The following is a 13,864-nucleotide window of genomic DNA, read 5'->3' on the forward strand; positions in this document are numbered from 1 at the left end:
TCAAAACACCGCTTTCACTGTGAGGGCATTCCCATCTTTGCGCGGGAAGAGCGAGATAATTCGCTCGCGTTCGTCTGGATTGGGAAGCTTCGGTATATCCTCGCGAAGCGAATTCTGCCGCCCAGGTAAGAGTCCTTCGGCTGGCACGCCCGTCACATCCGCTTGCTCCAATTCCCGAAACGAATCCAAAACCGCCGAGAGATCCGTTTGGAATGTCTCGATTTCTTTTTCCTCCAACCCGATCCGCGCCAGCCGCGCAATATGTTGTACGTCTTCTTTCGAAAGCATAAGAAACAGATTTATTCCTCCATCATTTTCACGAATTCTTCTTCGCTCAATACATTTACACCAAGCTCCTTCGCTGTGTTGAATTTCGAACCAGCGTTGTCACCAGCAACAACAAAGTCCGTCTTCTTACTGACCGATGAAGAGACGTTCCCACCCTTCTTCCGTATCATATCTTTTGCCTCGTCTCGTGTAAAGCGAGTGAGTTCACCCGTCAAAACGAATGTTTTCCCAGTAACCAGTGAAGTCTGAGCGGAAAGCCTCTGCCCTTCAAAGAAAACGTCCACGCCGAGCCGCTCCATCTTTCGCAAGCGTTCGAGGTTCTTCGTATCCCGAAACCAACCAACAAGGCTCTCTCCTGCTTTCTCACCAATGCCTTTTATACTCACCCACATTTCGGTGGAAATTTTTGGAAAAATCGTGATGATGCTTTTCAAGCTTTGTTCTCCAACATCATGCCATACGTTCAAAGTCGGAAGTTCCGTACCGATAAGATACGCTGTCTCTTCTCCCACATGGCGAATGCCAAGCGCAAAAAGAAACTTCGGAAAGGAAATCTTTCGACTCTTTTGAATAGCAGCGATGAGCTTTCCTGCCGACTTTTCCGCGAAGCGCTCCAAGGGTTGGAGATCGCCTTCTTCAAGTTCAAAAATATCGGAAATATCCGAAACGATACCTTCTTCAAAAAGTTGCCCAGAAACCTTCTCGCCAAAGCCAGAAATATCAAATCCCTTCCGTCCGACCGCATGAATAATTTTTTCCTTCTCCGCTGCAGCGCAGTTCGGATTGGTACAGTAGTGCGCAGCACTCTCCGTATCAGACGCATGCCCCTTTGCCTGCCCAATAGGAATCCTCGAAACCGGCGAGTCGCAAGCGGGACACGTTTTCGGCATATGAAATATTTTCTCTTTTCCCGTACGGAAGTTTTCGAGGACACGCACTATTTCCGGAATCACATCACCCGCCTTGCGGAGAATCACCGTATCGCCTGTCCGGATATCGAGACGACGAATTTCATCCTCATTGTGAAGCGTCGCCCGAGAAACCGTCGACCCCGCAACGCGCACTGGACGCAAATGCGCAACCGGCGTAAGCGCACCCGTTCGCCCCACTTGCACCGTAATTTTCTCTACCACAGTGGAGACTTCCTCTGCCGGAAATTTGTAGGCAATGCCCCATCGTGGTGCTTTCCCCGTCGCACCAAGCCGATCCTGCAACGCGAGTGACTCAATCTTCACAACAACACCATCTATCTCATAATCCAAACGCGCACGCTTCTTTCCCCACTCTTCGTAGTAGGATTCCACTTCGGTGAGGTTCTTACACACTCGAAATTCCGAATTCACCTTGAATCCCAACCGCTCCAACAGTTCCAATTCTTCCGTCTGCGATTGTATCTTCCCAAGTTCTCCTTCTATCCTCTCTACATCATACATAAACGAGCTCAATTTCCTCCCTGCCGTCACTTTCGAGTCAAGCTGGCGAATAGAACCGGCAGCAGCATTTCTCGTATTTGCAAAGAGTGGCTCGGCCTCTCGCGCCCGCTCAGCATTGATACGAGCAAGCTCTTTCTTGGAAAGCCAAATCTCTCCGCCAATAATCGCATCGACCGAGGAAGTAAGCTGAAGCGGAATACTCGCAATCGTCCGAATGTTCTGCGTGACGTCTTCACCAACAGCTCCATCGCCACGCGTCGCCGCGCGCACGAGCATACCTCGCTCATAGGTCAGTACGATTTTGAGTCCGTCTATCTTGAGCTCGCAATCATACACAGTGCCCCCGGAAACTACTTCAGATTTCTCCAAAATTTTCATATTTCGCTCCTCCCACTTCCGCATCTCATGAGCATCAAAAGCATCGTCAAAAGATCGCTGCTCCACCTCGTGTCGCACCTTTACAAAAGCAGCAAGCGGCGCCGATCCAACACGCTGAGATGGACTTGTCGGCGAATTAAACTCTGGGAAAGCCCTTTCCAAATCAATCAATTCCGCCATGAGCGAATCATATGCCGAGTCCGGTATTTCCGGCGTATCGAGCGCATAATACAAGCGCTGATGCCGATGTATCTCGGCGCGCAATTTCTCGATTCGATCTTTTGCTTCGATGGAATTCATACAGAGAAGTATATCGCAGACAGAAGCCACAAACAAGAAGCGCTCGACCATTGGCCGAGCGCGAAGAATTCACCACTCCCCCACAAACAACGTTGTCTCCTACGGAAATGTTTCCTTATAATTTCTCAAAGAAACCGTCGTCTGAATAGTCGAAGAACTGCCCTGACGTGAGATGGTTGCGTTCATTGTTATCCGCCCGGCAGCCTCGCTACCAGGAGTATCACTTGAGGGAGATACAAAAAATTGTCCGCTGAGTGCTGCGCCATTCGTCACACTCACAAGAGTGCTCGAGGTAAACGATGACGGAGAAAGATTGTTGCACCACACTTTTTCATCAGGTTCTCCCTCTGGAAGGAGTGCGGAATATTCAACCATACCATTCCCTTCAAATTTGTATCGAAGACAAAGCGACTGCGAATAGTCGAATACACGTAGATCCCCATGTGAGGAAATAACCACCGATGTCCGCAACGATTTTGCAATACGATTCATAGTAAACTGAATGTCTTCGAGATTCTGCTGGAGACGCTTCGTATTCTGATTCGCCACGGTAATACTCACGAAATACGACGTCACGCCCACCATGATGATAGAGAAAATAAACGTCGCCAAGAGCACTTCCAGGAGCGAGAACCCTCGTGAGTTTTGAGAAGAAGTCCGCATACAATACGTCAATTAATTTTCCTGAAGCTCCGTTTGCGAAAAAGCGCAATGAATCGTCGGTCCAGAAGGGTTGACAATAGACTTGCCGCAATGCGCCGTATCGATAGTCGTAGGAAAATTCGTGCCACCCCACACAACGACAACGGTTACTTTCCGACTCTCCACGCCACCGGAAGAAGTACCTGCAACAATAACTTTCCGAGAAAATTTTGTCGGCGTCGTTCCAGAATGCCCGTAGAAACCATTACTATCCAAGGATACTTGATATGAACCCGATACCAAAGTGGGATTTTCAAAATCAATGCGATACGTTCCTTCAGATACACCCGCAAATGCCGTAGCGCCCTTTGCGAGATTGGTATCACGAATATTGTATACGAGTTCCGCCCCCTCCTGTACCAACATCGAAGCAACAACCGCGTCACGTTGCAAAAAAGAATTTCGAAGCGTCGTCGTCGAAAGATTCACTACGCCCAAAAATCCAATCGAAAGCACAAAGAGCGAAATAATCACCTCTACAAAAGAGAAGCCCTTTTGTGATCGAATTTTTCGAGAACGCCAATGTGAAAAAAGCATAGGAAAAATTACAGAAAACAACAGCTATTCACGAAACAGCAATGAAACAACAAGAAATACTCAAGGACACGAAGGGACCGTGGACGAAACAGGCTTTTCAATTACCACTCCGGAAGTGAGCACGCACACTGCTGAATACTTGCCATTTCTCTGAAGAACAATATTCTGATCCGTTGACTCAAGCACATTTCCACGAGGAACCCCAAAGGAAACCTCCCACGATGACGACTCAAAAGTAACTCCAGAACTAAGTGAATACGTGCTAGACGAAGACTCAGTTGTATCTGAGGGAAACTGAGAACAGTCACCATCTGGCTTCATCGGCTTCAGGTGTCGTATAGAAATCCCATAGGAGCTCAAGCTCGTCGCTCTTGCTATATGCCGACAAAGCCCACTATCATTCCCATGTTCTTTCACTCCGGCAAGCGCGTTATTCTGAGCCGTTCGGACGACGGCTGCCACCTCACGTGCCGATGTCTTGAGCGCGGTTTCATCTCGTTTCCCTGAGAATGATACAAAGGTAACCGCCATCATGATGCTGATAAACGCAATCACCGTCATCAATTCAACCAGAGAAAATCCACGAACGGAGCGCATAGGAAAATTCAACAAAGAAACAATACAAAAGAAAATGTTCCCACTGCAACAAATACTTACCGAAATGCATTCCACTAACAATTTCAGTATACCACACTTCTTAATATCAGAGAAAAAATTTCACTTCTACCAATACCAAAAAAGCGCACTGAACGCGACAGGAAACCACTCCGGCAAAAGAAGCGCTAGAAAAGCACCGAGAATAAGAAACGGTCCCAAAGGAACCTGACTCTGCATCCCCTTTTTCCCAAAAGCAATAAGTAGTACACCAACAAACGCCCCCATGCCAAACGCAAGAATAAGCGCAAGCATCATATGTGGCCACCCCACGACAAGCCCCAAGAAAAATGCAAGAAACCCATCTCCCATCCCCATCCATTTCTCCCGCGAAATCGCCGCCATGAGGAAAAGCGGGAGAAAAGCAATCAGCCCAGCGAGCACACCCGAATACAGATGAAGCGACCATATCGATGTCTGCGGCAAAGGCGCAAAGGCATCAAGAACAAGCAACATCGGAAGCGCCCAACCAACCCCAATCCACAGAAGAATATTCGGAATCTCCATACTCTCAAGGTCAAAGAGGAAGATAAGCACGAGGACACTCGCCGACACGAGGTAAAACACCGTGAGCGCCCACGATGGCACATTCCACCACGAGAAAAACGTGCTCCCAAGAAGCGCGAAAAGCACACCAGTCGCCCCCTCGACAAGTGGATATCGACACGATATCTTCATCTTGCACGATCGACATTTCCCACCAAGAAGCAGAAACGAAAGAAGCGGAATATTGTCGTACCACACAATTTTCCCTCGACACGCAGGGCATATACTCCTCCCACCAAGCCCGATCCCCTCTTTCATCCGCCACGAAACCGCATTGAGAAAGCTCCCAATGATAAGACCAAATACAGAAAAAGCAATGAAAATAAACATACGATTTCTGTTCTACAAAATTCCCTCTCGAATATCAGTATACCATATACCACCCTCCCATTACATCAAAGACGAAAAGCAAAAACCCCGACATTGCGGGGGTTTTGCAGAAAATTCAGTTATTCATCATGAGAATGAAAGACGCCTAACAACCACTGTTAAATGCCGCTCCAGTATCTTGGACTTCACTCAGCTGACAACTATTCGCTGTTGGAACATTGCTTGACGTTATGTTCAACAGGAATGTTCCAGCTCCCGCATTGCCACAACTCGTTGTTTCTGTACCACCTACACCAGAACCCGCGAAGGACACTCCACTAGGAAGACCTCCAGGAGCTGCCACTATTGCAGCCTTAAGAGCGGCAACCGAATCTGTAGCAAGGGAATCACATGCCAAAATCGCAGCCGCCTGAATAGAATGTACTTGCGCTTTATACGCTGCAATTTTCGCCTTGTCTCGAGCGCTACTCAAACTCACCAAGACTATAGATGCCAAAATACCAATAATCGCAATAACAATCAAAAGTTCGATAAGTGTAAAACCTTTTGTTTTTTTCATAGTTTCTCACCTCCTTTCTTTTTTAATTTTTGAATCCTCTCGTCAAAGATACTCTTGTTTACGAGAGACGAAGACACTAACAGTCAGTTATCCCATCAGAAAGTTTGAAGCTCGTAATGCCCGTTTCTTCAATAATTGCCGTACACTGTGTGGCAAGATTCGCCGATTGAACAGATACCTGAAATGAATTCCCTGAACTAATACCACAATCTTCCACATCAACGTCATTGCCGATAGTTCCAGCATCAATATCTGCTGGAAATGTTCCGAACGATCCACTCACATCAGTGAAATCCAACGAACCGTTATCGCAAACCTCGATAGCCTTGGTCTGCATAGAATGAACAACTGCCTTAAACCGAGCAAGTTTTGCTCTTTCTCTTGCGCTTTGCAAACTCACAAGTACAATGCTTGCCAAAATCCCAATAATTGCAATAACAATAAGAAGCTCAATGAGTGTAAATCCAGAAAGAGAGAATTTCTTTTGTCGCATAGAGCCGATGATTGATTTTGTATTATTCCTTTGCACACCCCCAACAAAGCACTTATCCAAGTAAACATGCCCTTACGAAATCGAACCCGTAATATTGTATATAGGCATTATAACAGAAACCACGAGAATACCCACGCCGATTCCAAGAAAAACAATGAGTATCGGCTCGATAAGCGATGTCATGTTGCGCGTGATATTGTCGACTTCCTGACTATAGAAGCGCGCGGTGCTATCGAGCACGTGATTCATCTTGCCGGTCTCTTCACCAATCATGAGCATGCGCGAGACAATAGGTGGAATGTCGGAGGAGCGTACGAAAACCGAGCTAATCGTCTTTCCTGTCTTCACTTCGTCGGCGGCGCGCAAGATAACCGACTGATACACGGTATTGCCTACCACATCGGAAACAATATGGAGTGCTCGGACAACCGGTATACCGCTCGAGAGAAGCGCACTAAGATTGTCAGCAAAGCGCGCGATGTACACATAGCGCAAGAGCGTCCCAATAACGGGGATTTTCAACTGCAGATAATTCCATTCGCGACGCCCATCTTCACTCTTCGCATAGAAAATCGCACCGCCAAAAGCGGCAATCAACATGAGAAGCACTACCCACCAATAGGAATTCATGAAATCTCCGACACTCATAACTACCTGCGTGTACCACGGAATTGGTACGCCGAGATCCTTGATCATCACCGTAAGCTTCGGCAAAATAAATGAAACCACGATAAATGAAATTATAGCAGCAACCGCCACGACAAACCCCGGATAAAAAAGTGCGCCCTTCACACGCGAAGAAAGAAGGTAGTTTCGTTCGATATTGTCCGCGATGAATGTGACGGATTTCTGGAGATTTCCGGAAAGCTCGCCCGAGCGCACCATATTCACCACAAGCGGAGAGAATGTATCCGGGAAACGCCCGAGCGCCTCAGAAAACGCCATACCGTCCTCGAGATCATCCGCTACTTCTTTGACGATAAGCCGCAAATATTTGTTGTCCGACTGATCAGCAATCGCCTGAAGTGAACTCACCACTGGCACGCGCGCCTCGATGAGCGTCGAAAGCTGGCGGAAAAACACCATAAGCTCCTTCTGCGTCACACGATCGAGCATCTTCTGAAACTCCCGCTCCACCGAAAAGCCGGCGCTCTCGCGATCAACCGCAACCGGAACCAAACCGTTCCGTTGGAGAATTTGCGCTGCAAGCTCCTTTGTAAGCGCATCCACAGTACCCTTTTTCATTTCCCCTGCCTCATCTTTTGCTGTAAATATATACCGCATAGAAAATTTTGTATTTTATTCCGCCTCGCCGTTCCTTGCATACTCATCGCCGTGAGATGAAAGACTCTTCGAGACTCTTAAGAAAATTCTATTTCTATTGTACCATACTCTTCTCAAAAAACGTTTTTTAAAACAAAGTATTGCTTTCCTCAAAGAGATTCTTGTTTTCTTTTATTCTCTTGGAAACGGAAGTCCCCACATAACGGAAAGCCCCGGAAAACTGAAACTCGGAAGAAACAAGAATCCTACGACTTGCCACCAACCAGCATGCGGAAATAATCGCGATTCTTGGCATACCGGAAAGCATCTTCGACATCTACCAATCCCTGCTGCACTAAATCAGCGAGCGAGCGATCAAGAGAAACCATACCATCCTTCAGACTCGTCTCGATAACACTGTCGATCTGAAAACTCTTATTCTCGCGGATAAGATTTTCAACAGCATGATTCTTAATCATGATTTCGATTGCCGGAATACGTCCGCCGCCAATACGTGGCAAGAGTCGCTGTGACACGACGCCAAGAAGCACACTCGCCATCTGCGCTCGAATCTGATTCTGCTGATAGGCAGGGAATACATCAATCACGCGATCGATAGTTTGCGCAGAATCATTCGTATGAAGCGTTGCAAAGATAAGATGCCCTGTCTCTGCCGCCGTCATCGCCGTTGCCATCGTCTCCAAATCACGCAATTCTCCAAGAAGTACAACATTTGCATCTTCGCGAAATACCGCTCGAAGCGCTTTCGAGAAATCCTTAGCATCCTCACCGACTTCACGCTGGTTGATAATGCAGTGATCCTGCACATACACATATTCAATCGGATCTTCGATAGTGAGAATATGCTTGTCCTGATTGTGATTGATAGAGTCAATGAGTGCAGCGAGTGTCGTGGATTTCCCATGCCCTACCGGTCCCGCAACGAGCACGAGTCCCTGCGACTGCTTTGTGAAGTCATAGAGCGAGGGTGGCATATTGAGCTCCTCAAGCGTCCGAATACGTTCTCCTACAAACCGCATCGTGACACTAATATACCCTTTCTGAAAAAAAACATTGGTCCGAAAACGCGCCTTGTTGTCAAAATTATAGGAAAAGTCTGTCTGCCCTTCTTCGAGAAGCTCTTTCTTGTTCTCCTCACGAAGAATCACGTCGGCAAGCCCCTTGGTATCATCCGGCGTCAAAATTTCTTCTTTAGAAATTGGCACGAGACGCCCATCAATCCGAAGCGTCGGGTACCGCCCAACAGCAAGATGCAAATCAGACGCCCCCTCTTGCCCAACCAGAAGGAGGATACTCTTCATGCGTTGTTCATACCGAAGATCCATAGTGAAAAAAATCAAATCTCAAAATATTTCCGCAAACGTATTTGATACAATTCTACAAATTCTTCCTCTATCCTATCATACTTCTGGCACTCCTGAAACATTGTCCTGCAAGAAATCACCCACACGTTGAAATACTTCTGTTGGGGTCAAGTGAGATTTGATAATATAATCCTTCGCACCCAGAGCAAGACTTTCATTCACGTCTTCTTCTTGTGAAAGGTTTGAGAGGACAAGTATAGGGACAGCGGCAAGATTTGGAAAATTCTTCACTTCCGAAAGAAATTCCCGCCCATCCATATTCGGCATGATAAGATCAAGCAGAATCACATCGGGCACAAAGCCTTCTCGAAGTTTTGCAATTGCCTTTGCGCCATCCCCGACCGCGACAACATCACACCCCTCATGCTTAAACTTCGTCTCGTAAATATCACTCACAAAAAAATCATCCTCAACAATCATAACTTTCTTTCCTTTCATATTCTCTGTATTCATAAACTCTCTTGAAGAAGTTAACCTAGTGAAACCTTACTCTTCATCGATGAGCGTCGCGCCCTCAGTGACGCGCTCTACCTCAGCAATCGTCGTATCTCCTCGAAGCGCCTTCAGTATTCCGTCTTGCTTCATCGAAGTCATACCTTGTTTCTTGGCAATTTCTTGCACCTCCGCTTCGCTCCCCTTCCGCTCGGCAATAACGGCCCGAAGCGAATCGGTCATTTCAAGCACCTCGTGAAGCGCAATACGCCCTTTGTATCCCGAGTCATTACATTCCGAACAGCCCTTTCCTGCAAAAAACTGAAGCGTCCCGCCAAGAGTCACATGATATCGCGCCGCTTCTTCTGGCGAAATATCCGCAAGAAATTCCTGTACTTTTGCAAGTACTCTCTCCGGCGTTGATACCTGTTCTTTGCAGTGTTCACAAATACGCCTCACAAGTCGCTGCGCTGCAACTGCTTGAAGTGACGAAGCAAGCAAAAAGGGTTCGATGCCCATATCAATGAGGCGCGGCACCGCGCCAATCGCATCATTCGTATGAAGCGTCGAGAAAACGAGATGCCCCGTGAGCGCTGCATGAATCGCAAGCTCTGCCGTTTCATTGTCACGAATCTCTCCTACCATGAGCACATTTGGATCCTGACGCAAAATACTTCGAAGTCCACTCGCAAATGTATATCCAATCTCCGGCTTCACTTGACTCTGATTGATACCATCAAGAAAATACTCGACAGGATCTTCAAGAGTCACGATATTCCGTTCCTCTTTATTGAGAATGCTCAGGAATCCATAAAGAGTCGTCGATTTTCCCGATCCTGTCGGACCAGTCATGAGAATAATGCCGTACGGCTCCATGATTTTCCGTGTCAATACTTCATAATTCCGCCCGGATAATCCCATCTTTTCGAGACTCGCAAGTCCAGCGGATTTATCAAGCACGCGAAGCACTACTTTTTCTCCTTCAACTACTGGCAATGTTGAAACACGAAGATCTACTGTTTTCCCGCGCTCAGTCACACGAAAACGTCCATCTTGAGGCTTTCGTTTCTCATCGATTTTGAGATTAGCGAGAATTTTTATGCGAGAGACTACTGCTTTCCCAACTGAAACTGGCAAAACGAGAGAGGCGTAAAGGACACCATCCACGCGAAAACGAATTCGATAATTCCCCTCAATCGGCTCAATATGGATATCGCTTGCTCGTCCATCAATCGCATGTCCTATGACAACTTGTACCAATTTTGCAATCGGCGCATCCTGAAATGCCCCTTGGCTCTCTTCTACCACAACAGAAGAATCATCAAAAACATCATCATCACTAAGTGATTGAATCGCCTCAGACAAAGCCTTTTCAGTGCCAGAATACTGAGACAAAACATTGTCCAGCATTTCTTTAGAAATCTGGTAGGTGCGAACCTCAACACCTTCTTTTTCTGCAAGAAACCGGAGCACATTCAACGCTTCGATATCCTGCGGATTTTCCATGGCAACCTTGTAGACTGAACCATCGTGCTCAAACGAAACCATGCGATGTCGCCTAGCAGTATCCTCTGCGATAAAATTCAGTGTTCGCTTCTCTATCTTTCCAGCAGCAATATTAAGCGGAACAAATGGCTTCTCCCCTGCTCCAACCTTCGTCTTCGAGCTATCAACACGAGACGAAACAACCGGATTGTGTGGATGAGACGAAGTATCCGGCATAAACAAGAATCTCGAAATAAGCAAAAGAAATCTCTCTTGAAGTCCGCACAATCATTCACCTCTATCGAACAAACGGGTTAGGACGCTCGGACGGCGTTGCATCAAGCATTGGCAATTCAGTTGTTACTCGTCCGCGGAGATCCTGAACAACAGCAAGATCAAACGCCGACGTCTTAAAGGTATCGAGAAGCACACCCGAGGAAAGAGTCGTTTCAGGAAGAACGCCGAATCGAATCACCATATCGGCACTCAATACATCAGGGGCAACATCGGCGGATTCAACTTCCGTTTTCCCTTGAGGTTTCTCGGCAATATCTACCGATACGAAGCCCTGGAAATGATTGGCATGATACACTCGGTCAACAAATGCCTTTATCTGGTCATACTTCCCAAGCACTGAAACAGACACTTCTGTCGACCGAACACGAGCGTCCGGAGAAGATTTTGTGAAGAGGAGTTCCTGATCAGAAGGCATCCCCGTATTCAACAGACTCCCCGGAGAGTTCGCGGCAACCTCCGCCCGGTCGCTTTCTGCCTGTACCTGCAGAGCAGCTGCTTTTGTCAAATCACTCGATACCGATTTCAAATCAGTTGAAACAAGGAGAATCCCCGATTCACCCGCAAGAAAATTTACCTCGTCTATAATAACGTCATCACTTCCCATTTTCGGAAGATACGTCTCCACAAATTGACGATCCCCGTCATTCTTCGTGAGACTACTATCGAGCGTATCAATATTGGCAATCACCTGATCCATCTGATCGAGCCGTGCCTGTGCTTGACTATCTTGCGTGCGGAGCATAAGCGCCGAAGAAATTCCCGGCTGTATCCAGAACACTCCAACCGCAAGCGCAATCACAATCGAGAGCGGAAAAAGAAGAAGCTTCACTTTCATAACATTTTTATATTAAAAGCAACACAACCCTCATCTCGTACACGTAAGAAAAAATATTCCCAAATTCCACAGGTATTTAGCCTATAAAGAAAGATTGAGATTTGCACCAATCTTTCCATCTGTATTAATCCCTACACTCCCTTCAACAGAAACCGCAGCAAAGGCATTATCTCTTTTCAAAACAACAATTTGCTGAGCAACCGACCGAAAGGAATCCGCTATCAGAGATACTTTTACCATCCCTGTCTCGACATCATAGGAGTACGAAGAAATATTGACATCCGGCATGATAGATTGTTCTATTCGCGAGAGAGGATCATTAGGTAAAGAGGCGGTCTTCTTAAGATTTTCGTCAATGACACTTAGCCGATCAGCGAAATTAGCGACGCGATTCGCTTTATCTCCAGCAACAAGATTCTTCTTTGAAACGAGTTCTTCTTCATGAGAGGCGACACTTCTCTCGAGGGATTGCGAGTAATACATCACTCCGAAATACACGCCAAAAGTGACAACAAGCAGAGCGATAGAGAGAAATAAAGAACCGCCAAAAAAACTTTTCGCCGGACGATTCGATTCTTCTCCTCCTGACATGAGATTAATTTGAGACATAGGTACGAGAATTTCGTATAAATTATTTATGTTTGTATTTTCTCCTCAGAGTATACCATGAAAAAAACGCGAAAACAAAAATTTCATTTTTTTCGGTACCGGTCAACGCCTCCGAGCGCGAGTCCAACAGCAATCGCAAAAGAAGGTCCCAATTTCCCAACCACTGGACGAAGCGCATCTGCAACCTGAATACCCTGCCATGGATCCGCGATTGATACGGGCACATGAAACAAATTTGTGAGGTACGCCGGAAGCCCCTGCATCTTCGCTGTTCCTCCCGAGAGAATAATTTCGCGAAGCGCATCCGAACCCTCCTTTGCCGCATACATCGTAAAGATACGCCGTACCTCACTCGTAATGACATCGAGTGTCGAGAAGACCAACGCCGATTCAGGTTGTGTCAAGAAATCTTTTGTGCCACACTTCAACTCTTCGGCACGTTCCCACGAAATACCCAGTCCTTCCGAAAGGGTCGAGGTAATCTCATTGCCACCCGTATTGAGACTCCGATTCAATCGAACATCTCCATCTCGAACAAGAACGAGATTTGTAGCGCGCGATCCAATATCAACAATGAGCGAAGAACCAACCTTATCACCAGAGACTGCTCGTGCCAAAGAAAAGATCTCCAACTCCAAGAGATCCACAGGCATACCTATACCATCAATGTATCGTTCAAATTTTGATACTTCCTTTTTCAATGCTGCGACAAGCAATACCTCCATGGTTTTTTTTTCGGACACATCACCACTCTTCCCATTCCGCGAAATCACTTCCCAGCTGAAAGCTACATCTTCAAGAGGTGCCGGAATATATTTGTGTGCCTCAAACTGAATCGCCTGATCAAGTTCCTTAGCCTCCATTTCTGGCAATTCAATAAGTGTGATGAGTCCGCTAAACCCAGGCAACGCCATATTAATTGCCTTTGCTTTTGGCGAAAGCGACTTCAAAAGCGCTCTGAGATAATCATGAATTGACTTCTCTGGCGACTGCGCTGCAAGAGCAGCGTTCTTTCCCTCTGTAAAACTCATCTCGATATAGCCGTAATTGACTAGCTCAGGCAAACCCTTGCGAAGAGTCAATTCGACGGCTTTAATATACGATGTTCCAAAATCGATACCGAGAAAGTAGGGTTTATTGATGCCAAACATGACGCGTGTCTTTTTGTATTACGCCAACATTCACAACCAGTGAGAAGTATAGCACAAAAAAGTACACAAAAGAAAAAATACTAAAACACCTCCTCTCTTCGAACCACAACAATTGTCCGCAATTTTCCGCACGAGGAACATTGACAGAAGCTTCGAGAAAAAATACAATAAGGCGACACGGAAATCT

Annotated in this window: 15 protein-coding genes; all 15 read right to left on the bottom strand. The window is 46.6% G+C overall.

What is annotated here, in order from left to right; genetic code table 11:
* A complete protein-coding gene (gene gatC, locus IPJ67_02850; protein QQR77070.1) occupies positions 1–288 on the bottom strand; it encodes an Asp-tRNA(Asn)/Glu-tRNA(Gln) amidotransferase subunit GatC in 288 nt (95 codons plus the stop codon).
* A gap of 11 nt (positions 289–299) precedes the next feature.
* Positions 300–2,399, bottom strand: a complete 2,100-nt coding sequence (gene ligA, locus IPJ67_02855) for an NAD-dependent DNA ligase LigA (GenBank protein ID QQR77071.1) — start codon at positions 2,397–2,399, stop codon at positions 300–302.
* Positions 2,400–2,498: 99 nt separating this feature from the next.
* Entirely contained in the window at positions 2,499–3,062 is a 564-nt protein-coding gene (locus IPJ67_02860; GenBank protein QQR77072.1) for a prepilin-type N-terminal cleavage/methylation domain-containing protein, read from the bottom strand.
* Between the two features lie 12 nt (positions 3,063–3,074).
* A complete protein-coding gene (locus tag IPJ67_02865; GenBank protein QQR77073.1) occupies positions 3,075–3,638 on the bottom strand; it encodes a prepilin-type N-terminal cleavage/methylation domain-containing protein in 564 nt (187 codons plus the stop codon).
* Positions 3,639–3,698: 60 nt separating this feature from the next.
* Positions 3,699–4,235, bottom strand: a complete 537-nt coding sequence (locus tag IPJ67_02870) for a type II secretion system protein (protein ID QQR77074.1) — start codon at positions 4,233–4,235, stop codon at positions 3,699–3,701.
* 126 nt (positions 4,236–4,361) lie between these two features.
* On the bottom strand, positions 4,362–5,168 hold the full coding sequence (locus IPJ67_02875) for a prepilin peptidase (protein ID QQR77075.1): 807 nt from the start codon (positions 5,166–5,168) through the stop codon (positions 4,362–4,364).
* Between the two features lie 145 nt (positions 5,169–5,313).
* Positions 5,314–5,727, bottom strand: coding sequence for a type II secretion system protein (locus IPJ67_02880; GenBank protein ID QQR77076.1), 414 nt, complete (start codon positions 5,725–5,727; stop codon positions 5,314–5,316).
* A 76-nt stretch (positions 5,728–5,803) separates the two neighbouring features.
* A complete protein-coding gene (locus IPJ67_02885; GenBank protein ID QQR77077.1) occupies positions 5,804–6,220 on the bottom strand; it encodes a type II secretion system protein in 417 nt (138 codons plus the stop codon).
* Between the two features lie 72 nt (positions 6,221–6,292).
* A complete protein-coding gene (locus IPJ67_02890) occupies positions 6,293–7,504 on the bottom strand; it encodes a type II secretion system F family protein (protein QQR77078.1) in 1,212 nt (403 codons plus the stop codon).
* A gap of 245 nt (positions 7,505–7,749) precedes the next feature.
* On the bottom strand, positions 7,750–8,829 hold the full coding sequence (locus IPJ67_02895; protein QQR77079.1) for a PilT/PilU family type 4a pilus ATPase: 1,080 nt from the start codon (positions 8,827–8,829) through the stop codon (positions 7,750–7,752).
* Positions 8,830–8,904: 75 nt separating this feature from the next.
* Positions 8,905–9,306: a response regulator gene (locus IPJ67_02900; protein QQR77080.1), complete on the bottom strand. Its 402-nt coding sequence runs from the start codon at positions 9,304–9,306 to the stop codon at positions 8,905–8,907.
* 48 nt (positions 9,307–9,354) lie between these two features.
* On the bottom strand, positions 9,355–11,022 hold the full coding sequence (locus IPJ67_02905) for a type II/IV secretion system protein (protein QQR77081.1): 1,668 nt from the start codon (positions 11,020–11,022) through the stop codon (positions 9,355–9,357).
* 61 nt (positions 11,023–11,083) lie between these two features.
* The gene (locus IPJ67_02910) at positions 11,084–11,917 is read right to left on the bottom strand and encodes a hypothetical protein (protein ID QQR77082.1); all 834 of its coding nucleotides are present in this window, start codon (positions 11,915–11,917) and stop codon (positions 11,084–11,086) included.
* Between the two features lie 81 nt (positions 11,918–11,998).
* Positions 11,999–12,526, bottom strand: coding sequence for a hypothetical protein (locus tag IPJ67_02915; GenBank protein QQR77083.1), 528 nt, complete (start codon positions 12,524–12,526; stop codon positions 11,999–12,001).
* 83 nt (positions 12,527–12,609) lie between these two features.
* A complete protein-coding gene (gene pilM, locus IPJ67_02920) occupies positions 12,610–13,677 on the bottom strand; it encodes a type IV pilus assembly protein PilM (GenBank protein QQR77084.1) in 1,068 nt (355 codons plus the stop codon).
* Between the last annotated feature and the right edge of the window lie 187 nt (positions 13,678–13,864).

Source organism: Candidatus Moraniibacteriota bacterium (genome assembly GCA_016699385.1).
GTDB lineage: Bacteria > Patescibacteriota > Minisyncoccia > Moranbacterales > UBA1568.

What these genes read in the sequence shown, in the direction of transcription:
- ligA (QQR77071.1), bottom strand. Translation starts at nt 2,399, where the DNA reads ATGAATTCCATCGAAGCAAAAGATCGAATCGAGAAATTGCGCGCCGAG.
- IPJ67_02865 (QQR77073.1), bottom strand. Translation starts at nt 3,638, where the DNA reads ATGCTTTTTTCACATTGGCGTTCTCGAAAAATTCGATCACAAAAGGGC.
- IPJ67_02900 (QQR77080.1), bottom strand. Translation starts at nt 9,306, where the DNA reads ATGAAAGGAAAGAAAGTTATGATTGTTGAGGATGATTTTTTTGTGAGT.
- gatC (QQR77070.1), bottom strand. Translation starts at nt 288, where the DNA reads ATGCTTTCGAAAGAAGACGTACAACATATTGCGCGGCTGGCGCGGATC.
- pilM (QQR77084.1), bottom strand. Translation starts at nt 13,677, where the DNA reads ATGTTTGGCATCAATAAACCCTACTTTCTCGGTATCGATTTTGGAACA.
- IPJ67_02885 (QQR77077.1), bottom strand. Translation starts at nt 6,220, where the DNA reads ATGCGACAAAAGAAATTCTCTCTTTCTGGATTTACACTCATTGAGCTT.
- IPJ67_02890 (QQR77078.1), bottom strand. Translation starts at nt 7,504, where the DNA reads ATGCGGTATATATTTACAGCAAAAGATGAGGCAGGGGAAATGAAAAAG.
- IPJ67_02875 (QQR77075.1), bottom strand. Translation starts at nt 5,168, where the DNA reads ATGTTTATTTTCATTGCTTTTTCTGTATTTGGTCTTATCATTGGGAGC.
- IPJ67_02870 (QQR77074.1), bottom strand. Translation starts at nt 4,235, where the DNA reads ATGCGCTCCGTTCGTGGATTTTCTCTGGTTGAATTGATGACGGTGATT.
- IPJ67_02910 (QQR77082.1), bottom strand. Translation starts at nt 11,917, where the DNA reads ATGAAAGTGAAGCTTCTTCTTTTTCCGCTCTCGATTGTGATTGCGCTT.
- IPJ67_02905 (QQR77081.1), bottom strand. Translation starts at nt 11,022, where the DNA reads ATGCCGGATACTTCGTCTCATCCACACAATCCGGTTGTTTCGTCTCGT.
- IPJ67_02880 (QQR77076.1), bottom strand. Translation starts at nt 5,727, where the DNA reads ATGAAAAAAACAAAAGGTTTTACACTTATCGAACTTTTGATTGTTATT.
- IPJ67_02895 (QQR77079.1), bottom strand. Translation starts at nt 8,829, where the DNA reads ATGGATCTTCGGTATGAACAACGCATGAAGAGTATCCTCCTTCTGGTT.
- IPJ67_02860 (QQR77072.1), bottom strand. Translation starts at nt 3,062, where the DNA reads ATGCGGACTTCTTCTCAAAACTCACGAGGGTTCTCGCTCCTGGAAGTG.
- IPJ67_02915 (QQR77083.1), bottom strand. Translation starts at nt 12,526, where the DNA reads ATGTCTCAAATTAATCTCATGTCAGGAGGAGAAGAATCGAATCGTCCG.